The sequence below is a fragment of the Methylomonas sp. EFPC1 genome (assembly GCF_016925515.1).
GTDB lineage: Bacteria > Pseudomonadota > Gammaproteobacteria > Methylococcales > Methylomonadaceae > Methylomonas > Methylomonas defluvii.
The window spans coordinates 12,819-39,121 of the sequence record NZ_CP070495.1; the positions used below are offsets into that span (position 1 = coordinate 12,819).

Sequence of the window (26,303 nt, forward strand, 5' to 3'; positions counted from 1 at the left end):
CATGACCAAAACCGCCAAAAAAAAGGAAATCGGCGATCCAAGGACCATGCGCGACGCCCTCGCCGCGCAGGTGCTAGGAGATATTGACACACTGTTGGACAAAGCTGACGCCGTTGCCGGCGCAGTCAACAGCTCAGTCGCCAAAATGGATGAAACGATACGTCGGCTAGAAGGAGCCGGCGAAACCTACAATCAAGCCGTACTAGCCGCGAACATGCGGTCAAAAAAAGAAATGGTGGCTTATCTAAAAACCGTGACGACTACGGTGGTGGCAACAACGGGCGACGAACAGCGAGAGATTATTCGTGCGCTACTTCGCGAAGCGGTGAGCGACGAAATCACCACCTTAAAACGCAGCATTGCGGAGTCAAGCGAAGCCAATGGCTCACCGTTGGCTTTGAGGTGGATGGTAACGATCCTGATCTGCATGTTTACCGCCCTGCTCTCTAGCGCTGGTACGGTTGTGTTCATTCGATTGCTTGGGTGATTGTGGCCGGCACAGACAAATATAACTATGCGATATCGCCTTGCTCAACTGCAAGAGCGGCAATTCGGCTATTTTTGCCCATCCCCTCGAAAAGGTAAAAATTAGCAATAGCGAATGTTAAAGGTCGCTACCTTCTTCCAATTAAAACCGTCAAAAACCTTAACGTACTATTTTCGCCGAATTCTGCGACTACCCCTATAGCCAGCAATGGCTATGTGAGATCCTCGCAGATTCCCTCAAGTCATTAGTTAAGAACATTGATCACATTACCGCGCGACAAAAAGACCAGTAGCGCGTCATAAAGGTACATAATTAAAAACGCACCAAAACATGCCAAACCGAACATCCAAACAAGTTGCGGATTGGCAGGATGAGTGACCAGGCAAATAACGAACGCGATCAGCAGAAAGCCGGACAACGGTCTAATCACGACAAACAGAATAGGCCGGAACCATAGCAATAACGTCAATACCATGACGCGCACAAATTCAATCAGAAATTCGAATGTGCGGGCAACCGCACGGCCACACCAAGGCACAAACCTGCTGCCGCCATGCTTTACGCTCGATGCAGAACGACGGGTAATATCAAGTACCCTTTCACCGGCACCAGATGGGTGAGCTTTTGGAAATTTAACAACTTTGGCCATAACCATCCCTCATAAATAAGTAAGCAACTACAACGGCTAACATGAGTCCCAATACCATCCCCAGTAACTCGAAATGATACGTTACGTTACGTTTCAGAACGCTTTGCTTCCGCACACACTTTTTTCACCTGGCTTGGGCTGCAACCGGCCAGCTCGGCGGTCTGCTTAATCGAATGCCCTGCACCGCGCAACGCAATGATGCGTCGGTGAATATCAGTGTTAGCCACTCGGCCAGTGTATTTACCAGCGCTTTTCGCGATTTGAATCCCTTGCTGCTGCCGTTCTCGGCGGGTTTCGTAATCATCACGTGACATTTGCAGCGCGAGTTTAAGTAATAAATCCTGAACAGCTTCTAAAACGATCTTGGCGACTCCATCGGCGCTGGCCGTTAATTCCGACAAATCAACAATCCCCGGCACGGCCAGCTTGGCCCCCTTCATCCTGATCGATGCTACTAACTTTTCGGCATCGGCCAGCGGTAGCCGGCTTATCCGGTCGATCTTTTCAGCAATCACCACGTCGCCGTGTTGTAAATCGTCAATCATCCGTAACAGCTCCGGGCGATCCGCCCGAGCACCGGACGCCGTTTCGGAATACACGGCGGCAATATAAAAGCCTTCTGCCCTTGCGCTATCGACAAGCGCCTTCTGCCGGGTAATATCCTGCTTGTCAGTGCTAACGCGAATATAGATTCGAGCGACTTTCATAAACTATGGTCAAAATGGGTATATCCATAATAGCCCACTATACACTGCATAGCCAAAAACAAAAATAGCAATCTAAAATGTCCACCATAGAAATAACCATCTATGTTGGCCGCTCAATGTAAGAAAAGATGTAAGAGGGCTTTGCCGCTAAATATGAAGCTTAGACCTATAACAATCGCGGCGAATCCTCCTATATTCATAAAAAGGAGCGTACCGCCGCTAAGTCCAACGGGTGGCCACGCAAACCTTAAAGCGAATACCCCAGCAATTAATATCGCTACGCCATACAATCGAATAGTCATAAACTCAACCCTCTACAAAAAAACATAAATTTCGCGCCCGCGAAAACTGCATTTGTTAAGCCTGTGGCGGTTGGTGGTCGTATCGCCATATTTGCCCAAGCCCCGCGAAGTCACATAAAAGCGCCCATGCGGCATAAGGGATTTCGGATTCATTCCCAACCCACTTCCTAACGGTTCTCGCGCCATTCTTTTTTAATCCAAGCGCGTTGGCAGCTACAGAGCCGCTAAAATCGGCCTGCCTCAACAACTCGGCTACTTCGTCGCCGGTTGGAGTGGGCCAATCAAGACTATATGGTTGCAAACACTCAGGTCTGATTGTTCTGTTGCGCGGTTCGTGCATAAGTTAACCTCTAAAAATCGCAATGATCTAATGCGTTAGTAATAGCCTCTTCGGCCATTGAAATTGAAAAAGCTGTTCCAGCCTTATGTTCGACGACCTGATCGGCAACGCCCCGATGAGTCCAGCCGCCGCCAGATTGAATACTCCATGCCCAAATGATCTGACCGCTTTCGATGATTGGTTTAATAAAACACAAATAACCATCTATCTCGGCAACAAATTCACTAGGGGAATCGCCTGTGCTTTGGTAGTAAAACTTAGCCATGTTAGTTTTCCATATTAACTTAATCTATCAGCCCGAAGAATTGCCACCGAAATACTGGTCCCAGTAAACGCATTTTCAATCGGCGAGGACCACGTAAATGACCATTCGCCAGCAACGTCAAACGCCTTATTGATGTACGAGCTTGGTAGGATCGCCACTAGACGACCGCTGGGCTTAATCAACTGCATCGAGGTAATAACATGGGCAACTGCCCGGCCATCTGAAAAAGGTGGATTAATCACGATCTTATCGAACACCGGAGCAGGTTGATATTTAGCCCATTCCAAGAAATCGGCCTCAATCGTATTAAAACCCTTAGATCGTAATATCTCACAGTGTAAGGGTGATATTTCAATGCAGGTTGTACGGTCAGTCGGCATAAAAGCAGCAATGCCGCCCTGGCCGGCGCTGGTTTCTGCGCACTGATCGGTCGGTTGTATTTCGGCTTCTTCGACGGCCCGTTGTGCTAAATCCCCATTGGTGGGGTAATATTGGTGGCTACGATGATCTGGAATGCATCCACTCATAACTATTTCGTTTATGACATTCGCAGGACAGTAGTTAAATTCATAATTACCTAATCTACGATCAACGCCACCGATGCTTTGCAAGACGCGACTAGCTTCTTCCCAAGCAAACTTGTTGGTAGATTGCGACCCAAATGGCAGCTGGACGCGTTTTTCATTATGCCTTGGTTTTGACTCAGCCAATATGCTAAGCACGGCGAACGGTAACGGATGTTGAAGAAGCGCAATATCTTTCGCTTTCCTTTTGGGTTTAGTACGGAATTGTGCCGGGATCGCGGCGGGGTAGAGACTAGCCAGCACAGCATTTAATCGCCAAGCCATATCCGGGTGAATCTCTAAATGCGCGGTTCCAACCATATACAAGCGAATCCGAATGGCACCACCATCCAGAACGTTCCACTGTCCATCTTTAGGGATGTTATCGATGGTTCGGCTGGTGATATACCAGGCGGGTTCATCTCTGCCCATAAACTTCGCGATGACCGAGCGAAGATCATTGATATACCCAGCCATAGAACTATTCTGCGAGTAAAAACCCTTACCGTGTACCGTATAGACCCGATTTAATATCATCCGCTTACCAAACCCAACCGGTGAGTTGGTGATGTGAACGCCGGATAAAGCTCGAAAGATGCCGTCTACACGTTCAGCAAAGAATTTTTCTCGACTCAATAACAGTTGCGTCAAGGTAGCTCTTACGGTGTCCTCTGTAAAATCCGGAATGGGCTGGATTTCCCACTCATCGATGTCCGTGGGTTCTCCGTTCTGAATTCTCATTGACCTATCGTAAGCGGATAAGTGTTTTTTAACACCCATTGGCTTGTCAATACTGGCCCGCCATTCATCCCGCCGCTTTTGCGGCATGTAATCCATGACATCGGTCATAGCGATGGCGCGTGACCAATAAGCAGATTTTAGCGCTTCGACGGCCCAATCTGCGCGAAAGGTTGTGCTGTAGTAATGGTGAGAACTACCAGAATGATTTTTGCTGCCTTCGGCAAAGTAATGAACAACGCCACCCGCCCCGCCATTCATAAAGTCTTCGACTAGGCGAATGTTGGTAAGATCGGCGTTATACTTAGCAAGTAGGCAATCGATTGCATCCGCTGAAACGGGTGCAAAAAAGTCGCCATCTTCATCGATAGCGATTGAGTGGGTAGGTTTGAGCTGTAGAGTGTTCATCATCGGTATTTCTCCGGTAAGCGACCATGGCGAAGCCCGGTCTAAAGAATGAGTTTGGATTATAGAATAAAAAGGCCTAGATGTAAACAGATATTTGTTTACATCTGGTTTTACTTATTTGTGGTTATCGGGATTAAAGAAGGATTAAAAGAGGATTAGGCGAAAATTTGTGAAATGCCGAATGCCGCGCATTCTCTGGGCTGAGCAGGTGATTTGAAAATACGGGACGGGGGTGCAGGAACGGTACGCCGGGGGCGCGGGAACGGTATGACGGGGGTGCAGGAACGGTATGACGGGGGCGTGGGAACGGTATTTCTGGGGGCGTTGGAACGGTATTTTTGTGGGCATTTTGTTCATTTTGTCAATAAAGCCATAATACCGGCCAGAAAGCAGTACGTTAGGGGCGCGGGAACGGTAAAGTGTGGGGGTGCAGGAACGGTATACGCCGGGGGTGTCGGAACGGCAATATGGGCTTACCGGAACCAGGTTCATTTGCATAAAATAGTAGTCGCGCCATGTTGACGGCGGATGATAAGCTCTCCGGGGGTGTCGGAACGGTACTTTTTAGAAGTGGCCTATTACTTTTGAACTAATAATTTAACCGGCTTTGGTGATGTATCGGGGGCATTGGAACGGTATCATCAGCCAGAGTTATAGGGGTTTTAGCATGGCAAATGCCGTATTTGAGTTACCCAAAACAAGGCTGTGTGCTGCCGTTGTGTTGTCATGGGGTTATGTCGATCAACAAACGCTGGAAACTACGACCACGGCGTTACAGGCCGAACTTGGTAATGGTTGGTCTACCACAAGCGCATTCCAATTTATGGCAGGGAAAACCGCCAAAGCAGCATTGGATACCGCAGCCGCTGATGAACAAGTTTCGTTGCTGACCGCATACAATCTTGCGAAATTAGTGTGTAGTGAATTCGGGTTGGCCGCGGTCAATCAGCCTGATCATATAGACAGGGCTGAGTTAATGGCCGCTGTTTCAGCGCGGCATTAAAACGCATTAGTGAGGGGCGGCGGGGGTGTGGGAACGGTATGCCGGATTAACGTTTCTGCTGCTTTAAAGCTCGAACTCGTTTGGCAATGTGGCGTTGTTGAGACGGACTACCAGAGTGTTTCACAAAGACTAAATTGTTTTTAAATTCATAACGAAACCGCTGGCCGTTGGCGGAACATGCTTCGACAACATGATCGAGACTCCGCTTTAAATCCTTTTTAAAATCACTGATCAAAGCGGCTTGGCTACCGCAAAGTTCGTAGATACGCTGTACGCTCATTGGATAGGGTTTAGCGTGACTAGAATAAAAGCCATGTAACCATTGAGAAAGCGGTTTGCCGTCTAGGGCGTGACGAATAGCCCACTCGACCTGGGTAAACTGATCGGCTCCGAACAAGGCCACGAGTTTGGGACTCAGTGTAATGAAATACTCTAAGGTCACTTCGTCGCGGTAAACTTCGGCGATTAAGCTGCCCTCGTAACTGTGGTGTCCGATTTTTACATCAAGACCTGTAGCATTAAGCCGGCTAAGCCGGCGGCTTAATGTATCCCGATTCTTGCCGCTATCGGTTTTGCCAAGACTCTTGAGTAATTGATACGCTGTAACGCGGCATTCTGTGCCAAGCGACTGCACCCGCGCGATATGTAAAACGGTACTCCACACATCAAGGTCGGCCTGATCGAGCCTAGCCCCGGTGTAATGGATCGCGATACCTTCTTGAGAGTGGATTTTTTGGCGTTCAAGATATGGCCTTGCGCCCATGCGGACAGCACCGAATAGGGCGGAACGCAAGGCGGCATTTGGAATTCCGCGCACGGCTTCCGGCCAAAGCGTAAGCTGGATGCAAGCCAAGGTTTTAGCAGGCGAAGCCTGTTGTTGATCGCGGCTTCGGCGTAGCCTGGCCTTTTCAGCCATCATCGCGGCCCATTCGCCGTTAAATTTGTCTAGCTCTGTCATTTACTTGAACGACGCCGTGAAACGGATATTCTGAATTTTTCAATCAGGTCAACCGGTGCTGCCATCGATACCAAGTCCCACCCTTCCGGCAATAATGCCTTGATTTCATTTTGTTCAATCTCTTGAGCCGCCCGATACTTATCCCGCGCCCGCATAGCTGAGTTCACCGCGCCGTTGACCGCTTGCCGGGTCCAACCATATTGATCGGCAACAGCCTTTAAACCCGCGCCATTAACCAACACAGCATAGGCCGCGTCTGTTCGATCCTTAGTTAATTTCATCAAGTCTCGAACAGCGTTAAATTCGGCTTTACTCATTCGGCGTTCTTCTCGTTCTGCGCTCATATACTCGTGTATTGGTTTGGTTTGGCGTATCTTAACATTATGGTAAATTGACACTGTCGCGCACACTGATCAATCCCGATGCGCTTAGCATCTACGCCTTAACACTACCAAAAATATCCAACAAGCTAAATTTTGTATTACGAGCCACGCCATACATAAACGCTGCCAGCGCAAATGCGCCAATACCGTCCGCAGCAAAATGGTCTTTGCGCAAATGTTTCAGCACATCGCGGCCAGCATCTTTACTCATTACACCCATTTCATAAAAGGCCCGTAACCAGACATCGATCATTTCCCGGTCGTCATTGCTCATGGCATCTAATACCGATTTAGGTTTTTTGTCGTGCAAAAAAATCGCGTTATAGGCCACCATCAACACTAAATTAACTGTCTCTCCTGTCGGAAGGTTTTCAGACGATTGATTGCTAACGTCTTCGTTTGAATCAGTTGTTTTCGCGCCCGCGAAAACATCAACCTGGGTTGCGGGTTTTTTATCCTCTATTTTCTTGGGCGGCTTAACCTCGTCCTTAGCGGCTTTCACTATATCCCGCACATTCGCTTTTGCGCCGCCGCTTTTTATTTTATCAACCGCCTCCTTAGCTTTCGCTGGGTCGATTTTTTCGATGATCTTTAACGCATTAATAGATTCAACATCCGCGCTCAAATCTTCCGTTACCAGGCGTTTTGCTTGTTCCGGTAAATTCAGCAAGCCCAACATCTTTGATAAGCGTGTGCGGCTAATCTCGTACTTTTCTAACACCGCCTCCTGACTCATTTTCTTAATCTTAAGGTCGCGCTCAATCTTCTTCGCTTCCTCGATCTGCGTGAGATTCTTACGATGAATGTTTTCGATAAATTGTGCATCTTCGGCTTCCTCGTCGGTGAAATCTTTCACGCTGGCCCGAAGGTGAGTTAATCCTTCCATCCGGGCCGCCCGATACCGCCGTTCTCCTGCAACCAACAAATAGGGTTTTTCACTGCCAGGACGATTAGGGCGAATGACAATGGCCTGCAACTGTTGCTTACGAAGGCTGCGGCCAAGATCAGCTAATTCGTTATCCTCGTCCTCGAACTCTTCACGTACCTGAGCCTCGACTTCAATATCATCGAGAGGGGCTAATATTTCGTATTCGTTTGGGTTGCCACTGACACCAAAAAGAGCATCAACACCACTACCACTAAAGAGAGCGTTTTGTTTAGTCATAATCAAAATTCCGAAATGATTTTTAAAAGCCGATTAGTTCAAGCGTGCCAGAATGGCCGTGCATGCCGCCCGCCACTCGCCCGCCGCTTTTAAATGACCTTCGCCACTAGTATGGGTCCAAACCGGGCGGCGCTGGGCAATGGCCTTGCGGACCGCCGCCCGCTCGGCCAAGGCTTGAGATAATATGATCGGCCCGTATTGATTCCGTAACATAGTCAGCGCATTTTTCGCCTCGGTGCTGCGGCTGTTGACCTTCATCGGCAGGATGCCGATGTGTTTGAGCCTGGGATTAAAGCCCTGGGTGCGAATCACATGGATTGTTTGCATAAGATCGGCAACACCCGCCAGCTCGTAAAGGCCGATTGAAACCGGTGTCAGTACATAATCGGCTGCGGCCAAGGAGGCCATCAGGCGGATACCGAGCAAGGGCGGCGTATCGATCACGCATAGATCGAACTCAGCCGCGAAGCGGCGCAACGCTTGACCTGGTTGGCGTATCACTTGATTTTCGGCTTTGTCGATCGCAAGCAGCGCGTTATCGGCCCGAATGATAGACAGCTTATCGTTAAGAGGCTGCGGCCTTTCATCGACCACTTCACCCCCGTACAGCGTCGAAGCAACAAGGCCCGTCGGTGCGTTGTCTGGAGCAGGGAAGGACAGCGACAGACTCCCCTGTTTGTCCATATCAACCAGTAAAACGCGCATGCCGGCATCTATGCCGGCGTAAGCCAAATGGACGGCCAGCGTACTTTTACCAACGCCGCCTTTTTGATTTGCAATCGATAGAATTTTCATCGTTTTTAATGCCTTAATCGTGTGATTGGTGGGGATTATACGCCCCGTAAAACACTGTAAAGCCGTTCGCTCTACAGTGGATCGGTAATCCCGCCCATTACCTGGGCGGGCCATCGCATTACGCGGCGCGTTTCTCCCTCTCCGCTTTAATGTCAGCCAACGATCTTGGCGTGAAATAAAGGTCCAATTCGACACCGTGAGAAATCAACTCGCGGATCGAAATGTAACCCAGTTCAGCGCATTGGTCGTTACCATTCAAAACGGTATAACCAAACGCCTGGTCAACATTACCAGCGACATCTTTTTCTGTGATGAACCAACTACTCCCGCCCCGGAAATAATGCAGATAAACCATGGCATCAGCGCCCTTGCCTTCCTGCTCGTCAGTCAGCGCCATGACATCAATCCGGTCGGCCAGGTCAATCACCACTTGCATAAAATGATTTTTTTCTCCCCCGCGCATACCGTCGAAAAACAACGCCGCTTGAGCGTTAGAGATAAACGGGGCGATGATAGGCGCAGCTTGTGCCGCACGAACCGCCAAGGGTTTAGGGAAAAATTCAGTCGGTTTTTTTTCAGTCGTGCTTTGCATAATTGCGCCCTTACTAAAAATTAGAGAAATGATACAAGCCCGGAAGCGTAACCGCTAACCGTGCAAAAATATTATATTAAAATCATTGAGGCGTCAACTGTTTTTGGTTTACGGTAAGGAAAATATTTTTTAAAATGTAAACTAGTTTTAGTTTACATTGTGGAGAAACAGCCCTACAATGAACACTTAGTCGCGCACGATTGGCGGCAAGATGAAACAGGCTTGTTAAAGATGGCCATCAACCCAGAGCGGAGCATAAAGTATGCAAATACCTGAAAAATCAATTACTGAAACCATTGATTCAGTGGTGGCAGAGTTCGCACGGCATTCGTCGCCTGAATATTCAACAACCATAGAATCGGTGAGGCACTTCCACGCGGCGGCGGTTGGCATGCTGAGAGGGATTGAACGCCTTTTGTCATCGCTCAAATATTCTCACTTGATCGACGAAAAACTGAGTGTGTTGACGGCAATCTGCGTTAAAGCAGAAAAGCGAATAGCCGCCCAGCAAACCGTAGGTATCAAAGCGGCTGGGTATGTGTGCGATCCTGGCACCCACAGCCCGGATATATCATGTCAATACTGTGAAACTGGTACTTACGAACAATAACCATTCGCGGCTACCCCGTTAAAATAGGCGAATAGCGCCCAGTATCCGCCGCATAGGCAGGCGCACATTTCAATTTTCCAATAATGGGTTTGCAGTGGAACAACAAATAAAAGAACGCAATGACAGAGGATTACAATGGGCTATTTAGGCTCGAAAGGGGCTAGTGGGGTCTATCAAGCCATCATTGCGAATATGCCGCCCCACGACGTGTATATTGAGGCATTTCTAGGCTCCGGTGTAGTCATGCGCCGCAAGCCGCCGGCATGCCGTTCCATCGGTATCGATTTAGACAATACCGTACTCGATCCAGAGGCTTATCCCGGAATTGAGTTGATTTGCACCGACGCAACACACTACCTGGCGGCATTTGACTATGGGCGATATGAAAAAGTGCTTGTATTCTGTGATCCGCCGTACCTACAGAGTACTAGAACCTCGTCCTCGCGGTATAAGCACGAGTTCACTGACGACGATCATTTGCGCTTGATTGATGTCATAAGACAAGTGCCGGCGGATGTCATCATCAGCGGCTATCCCTCCGCGCTTTACGCGGAACACCTGGCCGACTGGCGAACGTTTCAATACCAGGCCATGACGCGCGGCGGTGTACGCACTGAACAATTATGGTTTAACTATGCCCCGGATGCCGTCTATTGGTCCGCCTATGCAGGCAAGGATTTCATTGACCGACAGCGCATTAAGCGAAAAGCCAAGCGCTGGGCCGATAACTATGCGGCATTGCCGGCGGCGGAGCAGTTAGCAATTCTGTCGGCCATGCTTGCACGAGGCCAGATAGATACATCTATGGACGATCCAAACACCCCGCAAACTTAAAGCGGGCCAACTAAGGCTAGACAGTGGTGTCTATGTTGGCCGCTAAACCATCCTCGATAGACACAACCCCGGCATATAGCAACATTAAACGCCAAGCGGAATACGGAATTTCCCGATAGTCGTCTTTGTCCCTGTCCGCCCGCCATTTCCGAATAGTTGAAGAGCCTTTTTTCGGGTTGTATGTCACCCCAACAAGCCGCGCAACAGCACTTTGCGACCACCCTGCAAGCTTAATCAATCGATCCACCTCATGAGGTGTTGGCGATATGTAAGCGGCATGCCCGAAGGGCAAGGCACAAGGCCGATTGCGAAAAACGTCAAGCGAAACCGGCAATGATCCGCCGACATCATAAAATGGTACTGTTTCCATAAAAACCTCTAACATCGAAAAAGGGCGGGCGGGTGTAACCCGCCCGCAAAAAATTAAATAAGGCCATGCTCCGCGAAGCTGTATGCGCCTTGGTTACTGACTATGATATGGTCGAGGATACGCACGTCGATGAGCGCCAACGCCTCGCGTAATTTCTGGGTAATGCGCATATCCGCGTCCGAAGGTGAAAGCACGCCTGATGGATGGTTGTGGTAAGCGACCAGAGCGCAGCCATTACATGCCAGCACCGCTTTAACAATTTCCCTAGGGTAAACGCTACAGCTATCGACCGTGCCTTTTGCTATCGACTCATACTTAATCAACCGATGTTGATTATCCAAAAACAACAGGCCGAACTCTTCATGTTCCAAGTGGCCGAAGTGAAGGCGGCAAAAGTCTTTAACGGTATCGGGTGAAGTCGCTGATAGGTCTTGTTTTTGGAAAAGGGTTTCCAGAATTGCCAGGGCGTTGCGGATAATGGCTTGTTGATCAGCGGTTAAGGTTGTCATCGGTCTAACTCCGGTTGGTGGCCTTGGCGAACTGCCCGGCCTGGTTAGTATATTACGCCCCATTGGGGCGGATGTCAACCCTAATTTAAGATCAACGCGAAAATCCCTTTCCGCATCCTCATTAAGCCACTAATAAGCGTCGGCTTTCTCGTCGCAATGTTCGCAACCATACTCCCACGGGTCGGCATCATCCTGGCCGCAAGCGTTACACACCCACACCGAATCCTCCCGGCCCACAGCAACACGGCTAAAGCGGCCATCGCGAGAATCTTCCAACCATTCCCGTTCGGAAGCCTCATTATCACTAGGGGTTATAGACTGAATATCGAAGTGAACACCTTGAACGCCATGGGTAACCCTAAACTCTTCCTCACTACCCGCGTGCTGCTTACATGGTTCGATACACGACTGACACAAGCCCCAACCAATATCCTGACCAGGCCACTGCCGACCAATTACATCAGTGGCGCAACGAGTACAACGCAGCCGGCGAGGTGTTGATAATATATCGTCCATGGCCTAGCCTCCGCGTTTACGCACTAGAACATCAACGATCCTTCGAACCAACACCCGCGCATCCTTTTGGCGGCATTGGGCTAACTCAATTGTTCTGATTTTTCTGACTGGTTTCATCGGAATCTCCGGAAAACGGCCTTGACGGAATGCCCGGCCTGGTTAGTATATTACGCCCCAATGGGGCGGCTGTCAAACAGTTTTTACCTTTTGAAATAAATTAAGGCGGCGCGGACTATAGCCCGCGCCTGGGTTGCAATCACTCTATAACACTTTCTTCCTTGGCTTCATTGGTCGGCGTATTACGAAGAATAAAGCCGGTGCCATCCGCAGTATCGACTAACAAACCATCCACCCGCGCCGCGTCAACATCGGCTTGAGTCATAATTTCTTTTAACTTATCAAATGGGATTGTGCGTTTAAAATTACGGCCACCGTTTCCCCAATTGTCCTCAACGGTCACAGAGACTTTATTCACTTTTTTGATATAGCTCCAACCATTGCGCGGAGACGCCCAGCACCGGCAACCACCGCCAACCTGCGGGCCGGTTTTATCGGTAGCAAGCCCGCCCGCGTCTTCTAACATTGCCCGTTCGTAAGCAAGGCGCAATTCATAATGTTGAATCCAGCGCTCGGCGCTGGCAACAGCCCGCGCATGGGCTTTTAAAGCAACATCCCGCGCCTGCTCGGCAGTAATAACGCCGCCTGTTAAAGCGCTCCATAAACTCATCAAACCTTCATACTGGGAAGCCGGCAATTCACGCGGATAAAGCGCCAGTGTAAAATGATGGTAGATACGATCCAACCCGGCAATATTTTCCGCCACCGCCATATTAAAGCCCTCGACGCTCCACGATTTGATGAAATTCGCGGCCTCGTCGCGTTGGCGTTCTTGCTTGCGCTTGTCGGCCTCCAGGCCTTTAATCCGTCGCGCTCTAACTGCGGGCAGTTCTTTGTATTTGGCATGGTGAAGCGCACCGACAGCGCGACGCTTCCAATAGTCGGCGGTATCCCATAACTTAATGGCTTTTATCATGCCGCCTTCTATACGCGCCGCATCACGCCGCGCCCTGCCTTCGCTATGATGGCCTACCAAAATCGGTTGGCCGAAAGGGATATTATCGGCAATAGCAGCGGCGGCCTTTCTTGCGCTCTCTGCATCGTGCGAACGGCGAACGCTGTAATCACCGAAACGGTCGGCGCGTTCTTCTGCACGTTCAACTAGGCTTTTGTCCTCATCTTCAATGTCGCCGCACAATTCCAGCAACAAGTCAGCACGGCTAGGGGTCCACATGGGGGCGACAAAAAAACCTTGCTTGGGCGCCCATTTAAAACCTGCGGCTTTAACGCGGGCATAAAGATCGGCATCTAAGCGGTGGACAGCATACAGCCTTAATTTATTATCGTCGGGTGAATAAGTGGCGCTAAGACCACGATAGGTAAAAGAGGAATCACTGTTTAGATTGGCAACGGCGGTTTGATCGATCATCGGAATCTCCGGAAAACGGCCTTGACGGAATGCCCGGCCTGGTTAGTATATTACGCCCCATCGGGGCGGGTGTCAACCCCTAATTACTCCTTGATTCCGATTATTCGAAACCATCCCCCCCACCCTGGTTAAATCCATCTATGTCAGATCCGGACACCCCCCGCCCGCCAGCCTTCCCCGTCAAGGGCGGACAGAAAAAAATCGACTCAATCAAAAATCAAACTGGCGTCTATTTTTTTATGACCGGGCGCAGCCTGTACCCTTGATCGGCTCACCCCCTGTATGCTCACAAGGGAGTCAGAAAGCGCTTTTCTTTCTGGCTCCCGCCGCCTCGCAAGCAAGAGGCCGTCGGCAGACCCCACGGAGTGCCGCCGGAGGCATCCAAACAACCCCTTCCTTATTGCCGTTTGAGCATTAGCATTTTCGCGCCCGCGAAAATAACCGAATCAAGAAAAGCCGATTTATGCCCAACGAACCGCGTGGGGGTACTTTCCACAATCCCCCGAAAAAGCGCGTTCGCTGGGTATAAATCTTCCGCCTAACCTTTAGGGGGTTACGTTTGAAAAGCAGGGCGACAGCCGTGCGCGGTGTTCGGGATAAGCCCCAGCGGCTAAGGGTGGTGGGCTGGACGTGTAGCGAAGCGGAGAGGTAAGCCCACGACCCTTATTGAGCGGGCAAGTGGTGGCCTGGAAGGTTGGACGCGATAGCGGCCAAGTCGGCACGACCGGAGCGATAGCGCAGTCTGTAAGGGCATCCCGTTTTTTGTGCAGCGGAAGCGAAACAAAAATGCCCCAACACATCAAACAATACACAAAACGCGCTCGGCGCAGTGGAACGGAAAACCGAGATAGCGCCCACGCTACGCCGCTCATCGAAAACAAGCACAGCCGACATACGTGTAAAAATAGGACATAGCGGCTAATCCTCACAATCAGGATCAAGCAATCGAGCGATAATCCGCCTAGCCCCATAACCCTCGTTATATGACATAAAACGATGATGACATAAATCTAACAACAGCTCATTATCGTCCGGATACTGAACAAGAGCGGTCAGCGCCGCCCTAAGAATATCATTCCCATGCTCATCGGTAACAACCAACACATCACCACGACTTAACTTAATGCGCCGAATCATTGATTAAACCAGACATCAAACACGACGCTTACCCAGAAAACGCCCTATTGAAACATCACAAGCCACCACATCAACCGACCACCGCTTAACAGCCTCGGCCAGCGACGAATAACAAAACGACCAACCCCCATGCAAAGCCACCGAATCCATCACCCACCAAAGACGGCGGCGCTGATCAAACTCAAATACCAAATCACCGAAAGGCACCCCGCAATCATCATACTTTGGCAAGGCGTTAAGCCTTTCTAAAACCAAAAAAGCACTGTCACGAGCGGGATAATCCCGCGCCACCTGCGATTGGATCGCCAAAGACCCCCTGTAATAAGCCGCTAAACCCATCATCAAACCCCATACCAAAAAGCCGCGAAGCGCCTACCGTTGAGCGAAAGCGCAACGGTAGGCCGGACTATGCAACCTCTCAATGATCCCAATGAGATTGAGAGAACCACTTACCCGCCACGAAAATACGATTGTCAGCATCAATAGGCACCTGCTCAGTGGTTTTGTCATACAACAAAATCCGCGCCGAATCCGCAGCAAACCCGCAAAGATAAAACCGCCAGTCATTCACAACAGAAACAACGCCATCGACCTCAACCACCTCGCGAGACTGAAAATACCCTTTAAACTCTCTTGTTTCGTACATTGAAAACCCCTTTTATTTGACTATGTGCGAATCGCGCGGAGCGCCCGCCGCCGTGCGATAGCGCGGCGGCGGATCGACATCAATTAGCACCCCGCAAGGGTTGCGATTTGTGAAAGCTCTTGGTCGTCCATAAAAATCAGCGATAAAAATGTATCGCCCTCGTCAAAAAACTTTTTTTCGATAAAAGCGTGAAAGCGAAGATGGGAAAGAATGGCGGCAATGAGTTGTTTTCGTTGTTCTGTAGTCATGGCTATATCTCGGACAGCTATTAGAAAAACTGGAAAGAAAAAGCCGCATCCTTGCGGCCCGTCCGTTATTAAGCGGTTTTCAATTTCCGCATTTCTTCGGCAAGCGTCCAAATTGCTTTATTCAGCCTAACGTTCTCGCTCACCCCCTTAACCTCCCGCGCTCTTTGTGAGCGTCTGGTTTCCTTGTTTTCCACCTCGACACCACCCTTTAGCATTTTTTCTTGCAAAACGTTAAAGGTCGTCCAAAGATCAGGAGAGCGGTCGGCATCGCGGCGAACGCGCAACAAATCATCGTTTTTAACGATAACCTCTTCGGCATCCCAGCGTAAGCCCTTAGCCGCTTCCGCAAAAATGCCTTGCTCGGCTCTGGTCAGGTTAAGGCCGCGCATCACTTCCATTTGCTCTAACACCTTTGGTGTTTCCTTAACGATTTTAAAAGTACCCTCGATCACGTTATCCACCACGTTGCCACTATGGCGAACGCGAACGCAATCGATCTGCCCATCTGACACGATTAAACCGTTCGAGCAAACCAAACGATAAAGCCCGGCGCTGAGCTGATAAGAGCTTGTGCCATCGTGCGAGTTGAGCAAAACGATTTCAGGCTTAACTTCACCCACGGCTGAAAAACCGTCGTGCTGACGAAAACGCAAAAGGTGTTTAGCAAACCCCTTTTTTGATTCATCACGAACGCGAGACTCGGAAGCATAAACCGGCAAAAAACCCTCGTCGCGCAACGCCTCAACGATGTCGATGGTTGGTATAAACTTGTATGAATTTTTACGGCTTTCGTGTTTATGCTCGGCGAACACCGAAGGAGCCATCCGGCGCAATTGATCGTTGTCCAATGGATTTTGGGTTTTAGTGCCGTAGAAACGATTAAACATGATTTGATCCTCGAAAACACTGGCCTTGGCGAACTGCCCGACCTTCTGATGGTGAGGGATTGCCCCTTCACCATGTTGATTATTCTACCGAAACGCCCCGGCATTGTCAACTGTTTTTAGTTTACGCGTCGTTGTTTTACAACATTATTTTGAATTATAAAAAGCCGCCGCCCCACCCTGGTCAAATCCATCTATGTCAGATCCGGACACCCCCCGCCCGCCAGCCTTCCCCGTCAAGGGCGGACAGAAAAAAATCGACTCAATCAAAAATCAAACTGGCGTCTATTTTTTTATGACCGGGCGCAGCCTGTACCCTTGATCGGCTCACCCCCTGTATGCTCACAAGGGAGTCAGAAAGCGCTTTTCTTTCTGGCTCCCGCCGCCTCGCAAGCAAGAGGCCGTCGGCAGACCCCACGGAGTGCCGCCGGAGGCATCCAAACAACCCCTTCCTTATTGCCGTTTGAGCATTAGCATTTTCGCGCCCGCGAAAATAACCGAATCAAGAAAAGCCGATTTATGCCCAACGAACCGCGTGGGGGTACTTTCCACAATCCCCCGAAAAAGCGCGTTCGCTGGGTATAAATCTTCCGCCTAACCTTTAGGGGGTTACGTTTGAAAAGCAGGGCGACAGCCGTGCGCGGTGTTCGGGATAAGCCCCAGCGGCTAAGGGTGGTGGGCTGGACGTGTAGCGAAGCGGAGAGGTAAGCCCACGACCCTTATTTGTAGCGGCCCGATAACATAAATTACAGGAACCGATTACATCGGATTTTCGGGACCACATTAGCTGAGAATATCCGGGCGTCAGGAACCAGATTAAGTGAGAATGAGCCCACATTAGTTGAGAACAGCCCGATAACATCCACCAGGAACCACATTAACTGAGAATGGCTATAGCTTTGCCGGTCATGCCTTATTCCTTATAGTGGTACACCAGCAGCCAGCAATTGATCGTGGAGCTCCTGCGTTCGTTCAGGCGGTAACTGACCACTCAGGAACGACCGGATTTCCTTGGGTTTGGCGGTGAGTATGTCGGTTAGTAGCTTAACGTTGTAACCGTTACGCGTCAGACGTGCTTCCAATCCATCCAGGTCGGGCGCCAGAATATCTTGAATAGTATCGGCATCGACCGGTTTTTGCCCGACTCGGAAGGCTTCCTCAAACGCGCGTGTTAGATAAAGCTCGAACTGTAACGGTGTCGTCAACCTCTCGCAAAGTAATGTCACGGCAGCATCGGTCATTAAGGTGTCCGGCCTAGTTTCCGCTACCGTGACTTGATCGAGCAACCAGCACAAATACTTTTTCTTGTCGTGGCCGAAGCCGTTCAGTTCAAAAAAAGTTGTCCGTGCGCCGATTTCCTCCATTGATGGACGCAGCAAGTCGTTCTTGAGCTTTGGGTGTCCCGCCAATACCACTGACAGCGTACCTTTGCCGCTACGGACAATCTCCATCAACCGTTTTAAGGCGATCAAGGTCTTACTCGGCAACTGATGGGCGTCATCGATGAACAATGCGACGGGCTTTTTTCTTTTGCGGATCAACTCGCGCAAAGCCCGTTCTCGCAGCCCCACCACCTTAGGTAGAGGATCATCCTTGTCGATGGACAGATCACTGAACAAGGTCTGTACCAGCGTTGCCGGCGTGACCTGGCTAACATCCAAGGCTAAGGAATTCGCAATCAAAATGGCTTTATCTTGTTCCAGCAAATCCTGAATTTTTTGCAGCATCGAGGTCTTGCCGGTGCCGACCATGCCCGCCAACACGATGAGCTTACTGTCCTTGATGGCCAGCTTGAGTTCGGTGACGACCTGTTGTAGCTGAGTCGTTTCGAAATAAGCGATCTGGCTGATCGAACTAATTTCCCGAATGAGTCCGTAGTGGCTTCTAATATCACTCAGCATGGGGTTGGTTCTCCGATAAATGCTCGACAGGTTCGATACAGGCACGGACGCGTGCCAGGACTTCCTGCTTGTTCAGTGTGGACTGAACAAGCTCATTGACTCGGGCGAGTTGATCCGCAGACAACTTTGCCAGTGGTAAACCCAAAAATTCCGAAATTGCACGTTTCGCCGCCAGTATACTCGGGTACGTCAGTTGGTTGAATGGATCGGGATCGGCAAACGTTTGAGTGGGTATGCCCTCAGGCCGGATGAATACCGCGACATCAGGCCGACTTTCCAGTGCGGCACGAGGTAATTCGAGTTTAGCCGCCAATATCTCGATGCGATCTGCACGCGTCTGTGCCGCTGATTTCTTGAACGTCCGATAGCGATTCAACGGGATGGGGCCGCCCACCGGCAAATAAGGGCCGAAACGCTTTTCGCCGTGCTCGACAAACAGTTCCTGGTCGAACAGCCCCCACCACAGCACGACATCCTCACCCGCCAATTCAGCATCAACCTCATATGGTGTGCCGTCGACCGTGACGCGGGCATCTATCGCCACTTTGCGCCGCTCAGGTTCGCGGGCAAAGGTGCAAAAACGTTCCCAACTGCACATGGCCCGAATGCCGCCGGCAGGAAGGTTCTGCAACCAATCTTCGATGCGCGAATGCAGCTCAGATCGATGATCCATAGCGTTGTAGCGAATCAGGAAATTCTGTAACCACGCATTGGCCTCGGGCTCATCGCGCGGCTTCTGAAAGTGATACAAGGTTTCGTGTACCTCTTTCACTGTGCGGAATGGCCGCTCGACTTTGCCCTTGGATCGGGCAGTGGTACGACGACCATCCTTGCCTGCTGGTATGTGTGTGCGTAGCTCAATCCCAAGGTAGCGCATGACGCTTTGAAACACCTGGCTACGGGCCACCGGCCCGTTATCCGTGTAAATCATCAGTGGAATACCTTGCAAAGGAGAATCTGGCGACGCTTTTGCCGCCATGGCGTTGAATAGAAACCGTAAAGCGGTAACGACATCCTCGCCGTAGACACAGTGGTACTCTTGGTAAGCCACGCCACTTCGATCATCAACGACGGAAAACAGCATCAGAGTCGGTGCCTTCATATCCGGACGAATCCAAGAGGGTGCTTCGACTTCCTTGAGGTCCGATGGCGACAGGTCGAATTGCCAGCAATCGTTGCTGTATTCGGCCTGAAAACGCACCGCAGCGGGTGGTCGTCCAAGCGTGGTTCGATCATAACCCCATTGTTTGAGATAACGATTCACCGTGGTCTTGTTGAGTGTACCGGCGGGAGCCTGGACATGGCCGTCGGGGGTATCGATGCCGAAAGTCTCGATCAGTCGGATTGATTCGGCGGTCGAGAGATGTCGACCTTTTTTATTGGATGTCCGCACTTTTATCGCGGCGATCAATTCGCAGTAACGTTCTAACTGCTCTGCCGGTAGCACACGCGGCGCTCCTCGATCAGAGCGGCGCAGGGCCTTTGGATGGCATCGCTCAGCCAGCGCCCGATACAAGGTCGGCTCGGAAACACCAAACACCTGGGCGGTTTCTGCTATGACTTGGCGACGTTCGTGACAGCGAGCCGGTAGTAATGCCAACCGCCGGGCCAGATCGATCAAAATTTCAGAGGGAATGATCTTTCTGGACACTGGACAAGTCCCGGTTCTACCGAACCGCCCTCGATGCGCCTATGGGTACACCACGATGGCGTAGATAGGCGTACAAAGTACTTTTGGAAATTCGCAGGTGTTTGGCAATTTGCTGTGCGCTGAGCTTGCCTTCACGGTACAGTGTTTCGGCGGCGCAAGCGGTGGATTGAGCTTGCTGCGGCAATCCCTTCGGTCGTCCCCCGGTGCGCCCACGGGCACGGGCAGCGGAAAGACCGGCTTGAGTGCGTTCGCGAATCACATCCCGTTCAAATTCAGCCAAGGAAGCAAAGAGATTAAACACCAGGCGTCCTTGCGGCGTTGTGGTGTCAATTGGATCATTGAGGCTTTTGATACCGACATCCTGCTGTAACAGTAGATTGACAGTTTCAACCAGATGCTTGAGCGAACGCCCCAGTCGATCCAGCTTCCAAACCACCACGATGTCGCCCGGTCGTACCTCTTCGAGTAGCTTGGCCAAGATTGGCCGCTCGGTCGCCGCTCCACTAATGACTTCCGTGTAAACTTTTTCGCAGCCCGCTTCCTTCAAAGCATCGACCTGAAGTGCTACGGTTTGATCACGGGTACTGACGCGGGCGTAACCAATATTCATGGAAATTTTTCGGAGCATGACAATCGTCCATTATACTCATCACAGAAAAGTAAATCGAACGCTGATTTTTAGAACCAGTATTCTGCACTGAAATTAGGCTGATTTTGATGAAAAACCACCTTGCTGCCAGTGTTCGACAAAACGATCGTTTTATCGAACCAAGGGGGGTACTTATTTATGTGTACCTATTTAGATACGCTACATAAATGAATCCAATCCTTTCTGTTAGATTTTTTGCAACTGTCGGATACCACAATTAGTGAAAAATTAGTGACGCAAAAAGTGAAAAATCTGGACGCCTAAAGGCTAGTGATTGGAAAATGCATGACAATAAAACTCCTTTGATCTAAGGCTCAATAAAATGCCGACTTTGACCATAGGCAAACTTGCCAAACAAACCGAAGTCACCATTGAGACTATCCGTCACTATCAACGCATTGGTTTACTGACGGAACCAGAGAAACCCGATGGTGGTTATCGATGTTATTCAGATGATGCGATTACTCGAATCCGCTCTATCAAACGCGCTCAACAAGCTGGATTTACCTTGAAGGAAATTGCCGCCTTGTTATCTCTTGATGGAGCACATTGCGCGGACATACGACAACTCGCCGAGCAGAAATGCCAGCAGATCGATCAGCAAATCATGGATTTAACGGCTCTCCGTCGGGTATTGGGAACTCTGGTCAACAACTGTCAGCAGACAGCTCCATCCGCGCGTTGCGCTATTCTCGATGCGTTTAGCGATGATGCCATCAACCAAACCCTGATTTTAAGTAAGACACCACCGCCCACTTGACTCTGTTCTAAACAACAGGGTTTAGACTTTTTGTCAACATTGATGCTTGCTTGGTTGAGGAGATTCGCATGAAAACAGACCCTGAAATACCCATTAACCTACCGTCATGGTTAGGTATCGGTGCCCTCTTGGCCGCTATAGGGGCTTCGGCCTGCTGTGTCGGGCCTTTTTTACTTTTATCTTTAGGCATTGGCGGGGCCTGGATGAGCACGTTGACGGGATTTGAACCGGTCCGTCCTTTTTTTATCATCCTGACTCTGGTCTTTATGGCATTTGGGTATCGCAAACTTTATCGGACACCTTCCTGTTGTGAAGAAGGTGCAAGCTGCGCCATATCCGACATCCAACGCAAACAACGCCTAGTGTTTTGGCTTGGCTCCGCGTTCATTTTGCTGCTACTTGCCTTTCCCTGGGTGGCACCCTTTTTTATAGCTTGAGAGAATCGATATGACAATTAAAACCAGTTTGTTAATTTTGAGCTTGTCATCAAGCACACTGTGGATGCCGACGGCCTATGCTGAAACAACTGTTGCACAGCCAAACCAACAGCAAACGGTGACGCTGAATATAGAAAACATGACCTGCGCTATGTGTACAGTGACCATCAAAAAAGCCTTACAGGAAGTCGAAGGCGTACAAGCAGTGATTGTCGATTACGATTCAAAATCTGCCACAGTCACTTTCGATAGCAAAAAAACCGATAGTGCAGCCTTGATCAAAGCCACGACGGATGCTGGCTATCCGGGTTCCATGGCCACACCTGTTTCTCGATAAAGTCGAGGATATGGTCTATGTCTGATTGTTGCTGCGCAAATACACCCATTAAAACCAAACAAATTTGTCCTGAATGCGGCTCCACTTGTAAAAGTGTCGGTATGCCTACGCTTTATCATCAGGTCAGGTTTCCCGAGAATCAGGCAATCATCACTGACAGCTATTTTTTTTGCCCTGCCAAAACATGCTCAGTTGGGTACTTTTCCAGTGCGGGTAACATCATTATTCCAAAACAGCATTTCCGAAGCTATCGAGCCATTCAAAACGACGCGCTTTGTTACTGTTTTGATATTGACGCCGGGCAGTATTTATTAGCGTTAAAAGATCACCAGGCAGAACCGATCAAAGCTTTCGTCATGCAACGCACTCAAGCGGGGGAATGTGCTTGTGAAATTAGAAACCCGTCAGGCCAATGCTGTTTAGCAAATTTTAAATATTTTGAAAAAAGTCATAGAGACACGCTCATATAGGGATAACTTCAATCTGATACGCACAAGCCCAAAACTTATGCTATAGATTCACTCCGAAGTCTTAGCGTACGATTTTTGCTTTCTCCCCTGATAGGAATCAGCAAAGTTAAGTCTTGCAGATACTATTTGTAATAAACTCTACCATAGAGTAGTATTTATTACATGAATAACTGGTCTTTACTTATAACAAGCCTTCCTACCGAAAACGCAACGGTTCGTATGCGCGTGTGGCGATCATTGAAGGCCTCGGGCGCGGCCGTATTGCGTGACGGTGTTTATTTGATGCCGGAACTGGTGCCCTGCCGCGAAACATTAGATGCCATTGGTGTTGAAGTGCGGGAAAGTGGCGGTACCGCATTGGTTTTGCGGATTGAGGAGCCAGTCGATGGCAATTTCTTAAGCTTTTTTGATCGTAGTGAAGAGTTCTCTGCGCTATTGGCGGATATAGCCAAATCACGTGATAGCCTGACTGCCAAAAATGCTCAAGATATTCTCAAACATTCTCGAAAACTCCGTAAAGCTTTTACTAGCCTCTCTGCCATCGACTTCTTTCCAGGTGAAGCACAGCGACAAACCGAGGCCGCCCTTAGGGAACTCGAACTTTCAATTGTACGAATACTATCGCCGGATGAACCGCACTCGGTTGAAGGTTCAATCACACCTTTATCAATCAGCGAATACCAAGGTCGTAGCTGGGCTACACGCAGCCGGCCATGGGTAGATCGCCTAGCCTGTGCCTGGTTGATTCGCCGCTTTATTGATGCTCAAGCGCAAATTCTTTGGCTAGCTTCCCCCAATGATTGCCCTGCTGATGCACTGGGTTTCGATTTCGACGGCGCGACCTTCAGTCATGTTGATGGTCTAGTCACCTTTGAGGTTTTATTAGCCAGTTTCAATCTTGAAAATCCTGCGCTCAAACGACTGGGTGCGCTGGTGCATTTTCTGGATGTGGGCGGTGTGCAACCGCCGGAAGCCGTTGGTATTGAAAGCGTACTGGCAGGATTACGTGATGCCATCCTGGATGATGAGCAATTGTTAACCGCCGCCAGTGCGGTGTTTAACAGTCTACTGGTAACGTTTGAGAAAGGGGTAAGCGATCAATGACTCAATCTGAAAAACACTCAGCCAATCACACCTTAGCTAAACCCGATCCGGTTAGCTTTGGAGAGGCATTCCTATTCTGGCTAAAACTCGGCTTTGTGAGCTTCGGTGGCCCAGCCGGGCAAATTGCCATCATGCATCAGGAACTCGTGGAAAAACGCCGCTGGATTTCCGAGCAGCGTTTCTTACATGCGCTGAATTACTGCATGTTACTGCCAGGCCCCGAAGCGCAACAGCTAGCCACCTATATCGGTTGGTTAATGCATCGCAGTTGGGGCGGCGTTGTTGCAGGCGGTTTGTTTGTTTTACCATCACTGTTGATTCTGATTGGCCTGAGCTTCATTTATATGGCCTATGGTCATCTCACTGGAATTGCCGGCATTCTTTACGGCATCAAACCGGCTGTGACGGCCATCGTGATTTTCGCTGCGTATCGAATAGGATCACGGGCGCTCAAGAATGGGGTGCTGTGGACAATGTCGGCACTCGCTTTTCTGGCGATTTTTTTATTCGACACACCTTTTCCTTTGATTGTGCTGATAGCAGCCATCTTGGGCGCAATCGGCGGCAAAGTAGCCCCTCGGAAATTTGCGACCGGCGGCGGACATGGTTCGGCCAAACAAAGCTACGGTCCGGCATTGATTGACGACGACACTCCGACTCCAGCCCACGCCCTGTTCAGTTGGGCTGGCTTGTCAAAAGTGATACTGGTTGGCCTGATCCTGTGGGGCGGTGCCATCGGTTTTCTGTGTGCCCGCTATGGTTGGGATGGTGCGCTAACCCAGATGGGCTGGTTCTTTACTAAGGCGGCGCTGCTGACCTTTGGCGGCGCCTATGCAGTTCTGCCCTACGTTTATCAGGGGGCAGTTGAGCATTTCCACTGGCTGACAGCGCATCAGATGATTGATGGTCTAGCTCTCGGTGAAACCACGCCAGGCCCATTGATCATGGTGGTGACCTTTGTGGGTTTCGTCGCTGGATGGACGCAGAAAATTTTCGGCTCCGATCAACTGTTTCTAGCGGGAACCATCGCGGCAACAGTGGTGACTTACTTTACCTTTCTACCCAGTTTCCTGTTCATCCTGGCTGGCGGTCCATTGGTGGAATCAACCCATGGCAATCTGAAATTCACCGCACCGCTGACCGGCATTACTGCTGCCGTGGTCGGCGTAATTCTCAACCTAGCGGTATTCTTCGCCTGGCATGTCTTCTGGCCGCAAGGCTTTGCGGGGAGTTTCGATGCCATTTCAGCGGTCATTAGCCTTTGCGCATTTTTGGCACTGTTTCGTTACAAAGTGGGGGTAATCCCGGTGATCGCTGCTTGCGGCGGCACCGGTCTGTTGTTTAGTTTCATCAAAATCTGGCTTGCCCAGCAAGGAGTTGTTCTATGAATACCATGCGTCAATCTCGCGTTTTAGCGCTGTTAATCTCATCACTACTGGGCGGCGTTGCCTACGCCCAAGAACCCAACCAGCATGCGGGAACTCTGGATACCGCCAAGATAGAGCAACTGACCGGTGCCAAAGGCAAGCTTGATACTATTGAGAATGTCTTCAAAGTCACCGTACCACGCAGCGATTTGGCTGTGAACGTTGCAGGCGTAAAAATGACAGCGGCAACGGGATTCACGTCATGGGCTGCGTTTGCGCCGACAGGCGACAAAACCATGGTGATGGGTGATATGGTTTTACAGGAAGATCAGATCAATCCGGTCATGAGCACGGCGCTGGAAAATGGTATCGAAGTCACCGCATTGCACAACCATTTCCTCTGGGATACGCCGAAAGTGATGTTCATGCACATTGGTGGCGCTGGTGATCCGGATAATCTGGCAACGGGTATCGGCAAGGTGTTTGCCAAAATCAAGGAAACCAGTAGTGCTAAACCCCATGTAAAACCCAAGTCATTTGATGCCGCCAAGACCTCGCTCGATCCTAAGCCTATTGAAGCCATTATTGGTTCGCCCGTCGAGAAAGCCGGCGAAGTCTATAAAGTCACCATTGGCCGCAGCACGCAAATGGATGGGCATACGGTTGGTAAGACCGTGGGTGTGAATACCTGGGCGGTGTTTGCCGGCAACAATGACAAGGCTATCGTCGAAGGCGACTTTGCGGTGCTGGAATCTGAACTGCAAGGCGTGTTAAAAGCACTTCGCGGTGCCGGTATCGCTATCACCACAATCCATAACCACATGGTAGGCGAATCGCCACGAATCGTATTTTTGCATTACTGGGGAGAAGGTAGCGTCGACGTTCTGGCCAAAGGTTTTAAAGCGGCGCTGGATACTCAGTCGAAAACTTGAGGCTACATCCATGAAATGGGTAACCCGCGAACGCCCTAAAATTGATCGAATTGCCAGCCCTTGGTTGATCGCACGCTTCATCGACGATTACTGATAGGAT

The 26,303-nt window shown here is 50.1% G+C and carries 30 protein-coding genes and 3 pseudogenes; 11 read left to right on the top strand and 22 right to left on the bottom strand.

All coding sequences use genetic code 11. From position 1 onward, the window contains the following. The first annotated feature begins 1 nt into the window (after position 1). Complete coding sequence (locus JWZ98_RS22745; RefSeq protein ID WP_205454572.1) at positions 2-487, top strand: hypothetical protein; 486 nt, start codon at positions 2-4, stop codon at positions 485-487. A gap of 244 nt (positions 488-731) precedes the next feature. On the opposite strand, the gene JWZ98_RS22750 is transcribed toward JWZ98_RS22745, so the two are convergent. The 5 genes from JWZ98_RS22750 to JWZ98_RS22770 all read right to left on the bottom strand — a co-directional run bounded on the left by JWZ98_RS22750 (position 732) and on the right by JWZ98_RS22770 (position 4,462). After that, positions 732-1,136, bottom strand: coding sequence for a hypothetical protein (locus tag JWZ98_RS22750; RefSeq protein ID WP_205454573.1), 405 nt, complete (start codon positions 1,134-1,136; stop codon positions 732-734). A gap of 86 nt (positions 1,137-1,222) precedes the next feature. Beyond that, positions 1,223-1,843: a recombinase family protein gene (locus JWZ98_RS22755; RefSeq protein WP_205454574.1), complete on the bottom strand. Its 621-nt coding sequence runs from the start codon at positions 1,841-1,843 to the stop codon at positions 1,223-1,225. Positions 1,844-2,200: 357 nt separating this feature from the next. After that, entirely contained in the window at positions 2,201-2,485 is a 285-nt protein-coding gene (locus tag JWZ98_RS22760) for a transcriptional regulator (protein ID WP_205454575.1), read from the bottom strand. Positions 2,486-2,495: 10 nt separating this feature from the next. Continuing rightward, complete coding sequence (locus JWZ98_RS22765; protein WP_205454576.1) at positions 2,496-2,750, bottom strand: hypothetical protein; 255 nt, start codon at positions 2,748-2,750, stop codon at positions 2,496-2,498. A gap of 14 nt (positions 2,751-2,764) precedes the next feature. Continuing rightward, positions 2,765-4,462 (bottom strand): DUF4942 domain-containing protein, encoded by a 1,698-nt coding sequence (locus JWZ98_RS22770; RefSeq protein WP_240348433.1) that lies wholly within the window; start codon positions 4,460-4,462, stop codon positions 2,765-2,767. 664 nt (positions 4,463-5,126) lie between these two features. On the opposite strand from JWZ98_RS22770, the gene JWZ98_RS22775 reads away from it, so the two are divergent. After that, positions 5,127-5,462: a hypothetical protein gene (locus JWZ98_RS22775; protein WP_205454577.1), complete on the top strand. Its 336-nt coding sequence runs from the start codon at positions 5,127-5,129 to the stop codon at positions 5,460-5,462. A 46-nt stretch (positions 5,463-5,508) separates the two neighbouring features. Here JWZ98_RS22775 and trfA read toward each other — a convergent pair whose 3' ends face one another. The 5 genes from trfA to JWZ98_RS22800 form a co-directional block, all read right to left on the bottom strand. Continuing rightward, a complete protein-coding gene (gene trfA, locus JWZ98_RS22780; RefSeq protein ID WP_240348434.1) occupies positions 5,509-6,381 on the bottom strand; it encodes a plasmid replication initiator TrfA in 873 nt (290 codons plus the stop codon). Positions 6,382-6,416: 35 nt separating this feature from the next. Then, positions 6,417-6,737, bottom strand: coding sequence for a TrfB-related DNA-binding protein (locus tag JWZ98_RS22785; protein ID WP_205454578.1), 321 nt, complete (start codon positions 6,735-6,737; stop codon positions 6,417-6,419). 118 nt (positions 6,738-6,855) lie between these two features. Beyond that, positions 6,856-7,968, bottom strand: coding sequence for a ParB/RepB/Spo0J family partition protein (locus JWZ98_RS22790; RefSeq protein ID WP_205454579.1), 1,113 nt, complete (start codon positions 7,966-7,968; stop codon positions 6,856-6,858). Between the two features lie 33 nt (positions 7,969-8,001). Further along, complete coding sequence (locus tag JWZ98_RS22795) at positions 8,002-8,763, bottom strand: ParA family protein (RefSeq protein WP_205454580.1); 762 nt, start codon at positions 8,761-8,763, stop codon at positions 8,002-8,004. Between the two features lie 118 nt (positions 8,764-8,881). Then, the gene (locus JWZ98_RS22800; protein ID WP_205454581.1) at positions 8,882-9,307 is read right to left on the bottom strand and encodes a hypothetical protein; all 426 of its coding nucleotides are present in this window, start codon (positions 9,305-9,307) and stop codon (positions 8,882-8,884) included. A gap of 310 nt (positions 9,308-9,617) precedes the next feature. Here JWZ98_RS22800 and JWZ98_RS22805 point away from each other — a divergent pair, with 310 nt between their 5' ends. Together JWZ98_RS22805 and JWZ98_RS22810 are read left to right on the top strand one after the other, a co-directional pair. Further along, a complete protein-coding gene (locus JWZ98_RS22805) occupies positions 9,618-9,965 on the top strand; it encodes a hypothetical protein (RefSeq protein ID WP_205454582.1) in 348 nt (115 codons plus the stop codon). Positions 9,966-10,100: 135 nt separating this feature from the next. After that, positions 10,101-10,799, top strand: a complete 699-nt coding sequence (locus JWZ98_RS22810; RefSeq protein ID WP_205454583.1) for a DNA adenine methylase — start codon at positions 10,101-10,103, stop codon at positions 10,797-10,799. A gap of 16 nt (positions 10,800-10,815) precedes the next feature. Here the strand turns inward: JWZ98_RS22810 and JWZ98_RS22815 are convergent, their stop codons facing one another. The 12 genes and pseudogenes from JWZ98_RS22815 to JWZ98_RS22870 all read right to left on the bottom strand — a co-directional run. Then, positions 10,816-11,169, bottom strand: coding sequence for a hypothetical protein (locus JWZ98_RS22815; protein WP_205454584.1), 354 nt, complete (start codon positions 11,167-11,169; stop codon positions 10,816-10,818). A 53-nt stretch (positions 11,170-11,222) separates the two neighbouring features. Next, on the bottom strand, positions 11,223-11,678 hold the full coding sequence (locus tag JWZ98_RS22820; protein WP_205454585.1) for a JAB domain-containing protein: 456 nt from the start codon (positions 11,676-11,678) through the stop codon (positions 11,223-11,225). A 129-nt stretch (positions 11,679-11,807) separates the two neighbouring features. Further along, positions 11,808-12,194: a hypothetical protein gene (locus JWZ98_RS22825; protein ID WP_205454586.1), complete on the bottom strand. Its 387-nt coding sequence runs from the start codon at positions 12,192-12,194 to the stop codon at positions 11,808-11,810. A gap of 256 nt (positions 12,195-12,450) precedes the next feature. Continuing rightward, a complete protein-coding gene (locus JWZ98_RS22830) occupies positions 12,451-13,680 on the bottom strand; it encodes a DUF3560 domain-containing protein (protein ID WP_205454587.1) in 1,230 nt (409 codons plus the stop codon). A 918-nt stretch (positions 13,681-14,598) separates the two neighbouring features. Continuing rightward, a complete protein-coding gene (locus JWZ98_RS22835) occupies positions 14,599-14,817 on the bottom strand; it encodes a hypothetical protein (RefSeq protein WP_205454588.1) in 219 nt (72 codons plus the stop codon). A 15-nt stretch (positions 14,818-14,832) separates the two neighbouring features. Then, on the bottom strand, positions 14,833-15,162 hold the full coding sequence (locus JWZ98_RS22840; protein WP_205454589.1) for a hypothetical protein: 330 nt from the start codon (positions 15,160-15,162) through the stop codon (positions 14,833-14,835). 73 nt (positions 15,163-15,235) lie between these two features. Beyond that, positions 15,236-15,463 (bottom strand): hypothetical protein, encoded by a 228-nt coding sequence (locus JWZ98_RS22845; protein ID WP_205454590.1) that lies wholly within the window; start codon positions 15,461-15,463, stop codon positions 15,236-15,238. An 83-nt stretch (positions 15,464-15,546) separates the two neighbouring features. Then, positions 15,547-15,711, bottom strand: a complete 165-nt coding sequence (locus tag JWZ98_RS22850; protein ID WP_205454591.1) for a hypothetical protein — start codon at positions 15,709-15,711, stop codon at positions 15,547-15,549. A gap of 68 nt (positions 15,712-15,779) precedes the next feature. Further along, positions 15,780-16,559: a DUF932 domain-containing protein gene (locus JWZ98_RS22855; protein ID WP_240348436.1), complete on the bottom strand. Its 780-nt coding sequence runs from the start codon at positions 16,557-16,559 to the stop codon at positions 15,780-15,782. A 956-nt stretch (positions 16,560-17,515) separates the two neighbouring features. After that, complete coding sequence (locus tag JWZ98_RS22860; protein WP_205454593.1) at positions 17,516-18,496, bottom strand: AAA family ATPase; 981 nt, start codon at positions 18,494-18,496, stop codon at positions 17,516-17,518. Continuing rightward, positions 18,486-20,132: a DDE-type integrase/transposase/recombinase gene (locus tag JWZ98_RS22865; RefSeq protein ID WP_205454601.1), complete on the bottom strand. Its 1,647-nt coding sequence runs from the start codon at positions 20,130-20,132 to the stop codon at positions 18,486-18,488. Before JWZ98_RS22865 ends, JWZ98_RS22860 begins: the two co-directional genes overlap by 11 nt. A 49-nt stretch (positions 20,133-20,181) precedes the next feature. Next, positions 20,182-20,757: pseudogene (locus tag JWZ98_RS22870) on the bottom strand (recombinase family protein); the annotation flags it as partial. A 361-nt stretch (positions 20,758-21,118) separates the two neighbouring features. Between JWZ98_RS22870 and JWZ98_RS22875 the strand changes: the two are divergent. The 7 genes and pseudogenes from JWZ98_RS22875 to JWZ98_RS22910 all read left to right on the top strand — a co-directional run. Continuing rightward, positions 21,119-21,556, top strand: a complete 438-nt coding sequence (locus JWZ98_RS22875) for a MerR family transcriptional regulator (protein WP_205454594.1) — start codon at positions 21,119-21,121, stop codon at positions 21,554-21,556. Between the two features lie 68 nt (positions 21,557-21,624). Next, positions 21,625-22,330: pseudogene (locus JWZ98_RS23515) on the top strand (MerT/CopZ fusion-like heavy metal transport selenoprotein). 17 nt (positions 22,331-22,347) lie between these two features. Further along, on the top strand, positions 22,348-22,800 hold the full coding sequence (locus JWZ98_RS22890) for a hypothetical protein (protein ID WP_205454527.1): 453 nt from the start codon (positions 22,348-22,350) through the stop codon (positions 22,798-22,800). A gap of 162 nt (positions 22,801-22,962) precedes the next feature. Beyond that, entirely contained in the window at positions 22,963-23,904 is a 942-nt protein-coding gene (locus tag JWZ98_RS22895; RefSeq protein WP_205454528.1) for a chromate resistance protein ChrB domain-containing protein, read from the top strand. Beyond that, entirely contained in the window at positions 23,901-25,292 is a 1,392-nt protein-coding gene (chrA, locus tag JWZ98_RS22900) for a chromate efflux transporter (RefSeq protein WP_205454529.1), read from the top strand. The genes JWZ98_RS22895 and chrA overlap by 4 nt, the downstream gene beginning before the upstream one ends. Then, on the top strand, positions 25,289-26,203 hold the full coding sequence (locus JWZ98_RS22905; protein WP_205454530.1) for a DUF1259 domain-containing protein: 915 nt from the start codon (positions 25,289-25,291) through the stop codon (positions 26,201-26,203). The genes chrA and JWZ98_RS22905 overlap by 4 nt, the downstream gene beginning before the upstream one ends. 10 nt (positions 26,204-26,213) lie before the next feature. Next, positions 26,214-26,288, top strand: a pseudogene (locus JWZ98_RS22910) (chromate resistance protein ChrB domain-containing protein); the annotation flags it as partial. Positions 26,289-26,303 lie beyond the last annotated feature (15 nt).

What these genes read in the sequence shown, in the direction of transcription:
- trfA (WP_240348434.1), bottom strand. Translation starts at nt 6,381, where the DNA reads ATGATGGCTGAAAAGGCCAGGCTACGCCGAAGCCGCGATCAACAACAG.
- JWZ98_RS22850 (WP_205454591.1), bottom strand. Translation starts at nt 15,711, where the DNA reads ATGACTACAGAACAACGAAAACAACTCATTGCCGCCATTCTTTCCCAT.
- JWZ98_RS22825 (WP_205454586.1), bottom strand. Translation starts at nt 12,194, where the DNA reads ATGGACGATATATTATCAACACCTCGCCGGCTGCGTTGTACTCGTTGC.
- JWZ98_RS22745 (WP_205454572.1), top strand. Translation starts at nt 2, where the DNA reads ATGACCAAAACCGCCAAAAAAAAGGAAATCGGCGATCCAAGGACCATG.
- JWZ98_RS22875 (WP_205454594.1), top strand. Translation starts at nt 21,119, where the DNA reads ATGCCGACTTTGACCATAGGCAAACTTGCCAAACAAACCGAAGTCACC.
- JWZ98_RS22755 (WP_205454574.1), bottom strand. Translation starts at nt 1,843, where the DNA reads ATGAAAGTCGCTCGAATCTATATTCGCGTTAGCACTGACAAGCAGGAT.
- JWZ98_RS22790 (WP_205454579.1), bottom strand. Translation starts at nt 7,968, where the DNA reads ATGACTAAACAAAACGCTCTCTTTAGTGGTAGTGGTGTTGATGCTCTT.
- JWZ98_RS22815 (WP_205454584.1), bottom strand. Translation starts at nt 11,169, where the DNA reads ATGGAAACAGTACCATTTTATGATGTCGGCGGATCATTGCCGGTTTCG.
- JWZ98_RS22830 (WP_205454587.1), bottom strand. Translation starts at nt 13,680, where the DNA reads ATGATCGATCAAACCGCCGTTGCCAATCTAAACAGTGATTCCTCTTTT.
- JWZ98_RS22770 (WP_240348433.1), bottom strand. Translation starts at nt 4,462, where the DNA reads ATGATGAACACTCTACAGCTCAAACCTACCCACTCAATCGCTATCGAT.
- JWZ98_RS22775 (WP_205454577.1), top strand. Translation starts at nt 5,127, where the DNA reads ATGGCAAATGCCGTATTTGAGTTACCCAAAACAAGGCTGTGTGCTGCC.
- chrA (WP_205454529.1), top strand. Translation starts at nt 23,901, where the DNA reads ATGACTCAATCTGAAAAACACTCAGCCAATCACACCTTAGCTAAACCC.
- JWZ98_RS22795 (WP_205454580.1), bottom strand. Translation starts at nt 8,763, where the DNA reads ATGAAAATTCTATCGATTGCAAATCAAAAAGGCGGCGTTGGTAAAAGT.
- JWZ98_RS22810 (WP_205454583.1), top strand. Translation starts at nt 10,101, where the DNA reads ATGGGCTATTTAGGCTCGAAAGGGGCTAGTGGGGTCTATCAAGCCATC.
- JWZ98_RS22845 (WP_205454590.1), bottom strand. Translation starts at nt 15,463, where the DNA reads ATGTACGAAACAAGAGAGTTTAAAGGGTATTTTCAGTCTCGCGAGGTG.
- JWZ98_RS22785 (WP_205454578.1), bottom strand. Translation starts at nt 6,737, where the DNA reads ATGAGTAAAGCCGAATTTAACGCTGTTCGAGACTTGATGAAATTAACT.
- JWZ98_RS22890 (WP_205454527.1), top strand. Translation starts at nt 22,348, where the DNA reads ATGTCTGATTGTTGCTGCGCAAATACACCCATTAAAACCAAACAAATT.
- JWZ98_RS22820 (WP_205454585.1), bottom strand. Translation starts at nt 11,678, where the DNA reads ATGACAACCTTAACCGCTGATCAACAAGCCATTATCCGCAACGCCCTG.
- JWZ98_RS22750 (WP_205454573.1), bottom strand. Translation starts at nt 1,136, where the DNA reads ATGGCCAAAGTTGTTAAATTTCCAAAAGCTCACCCATCTGGTGCCGGT.
- JWZ98_RS22905 (WP_205454530.1), top strand. Translation starts at nt 25,289, where the DNA reads ATGAATACCATGCGTCAATCTCGCGTTTTAGCGCTGTTAATCTCATCA.
- JWZ98_RS22760 (WP_205454575.1), bottom strand. Translation starts at nt 2,485, where the DNA reads ATGCACGAACCGCGCAACAGAACAATCAGACCTGAGTGTTTGCAACCA.
- JWZ98_RS22895 (WP_205454528.1), top strand. Translation starts at nt 22,963, where the DNA reads ATGAATAACTGGTCTTTACTTATAACAAGCCTTCCTACCGAAAACGCA.
- JWZ98_RS22860 (WP_205454593.1), bottom strand. Translation starts at nt 18,496, where the DNA reads ATGCTGAGTGATATTAGAAGCCACTACGGACTCATTCGGGAAATTAGT.
- JWZ98_RS22835 (WP_205454588.1), bottom strand. Translation starts at nt 14,817, where the DNA reads ATGATTCGGCGCATTAAGTTAAGTCGTGGTGATGTGTTGGTTGTTACC.
- JWZ98_RS22805 (WP_205454582.1), top strand. Translation starts at nt 9,618, where the DNA reads ATGCAAATACCTGAAAAATCAATTACTGAAACCATTGATTCAGTGGTG.
- JWZ98_RS22765 (WP_205454576.1), bottom strand. Translation starts at nt 2,750, where the DNA reads ATGGCTAAGTTTTACTACCAAAGCACAGGCGATTCCCCTAGTGAATTT.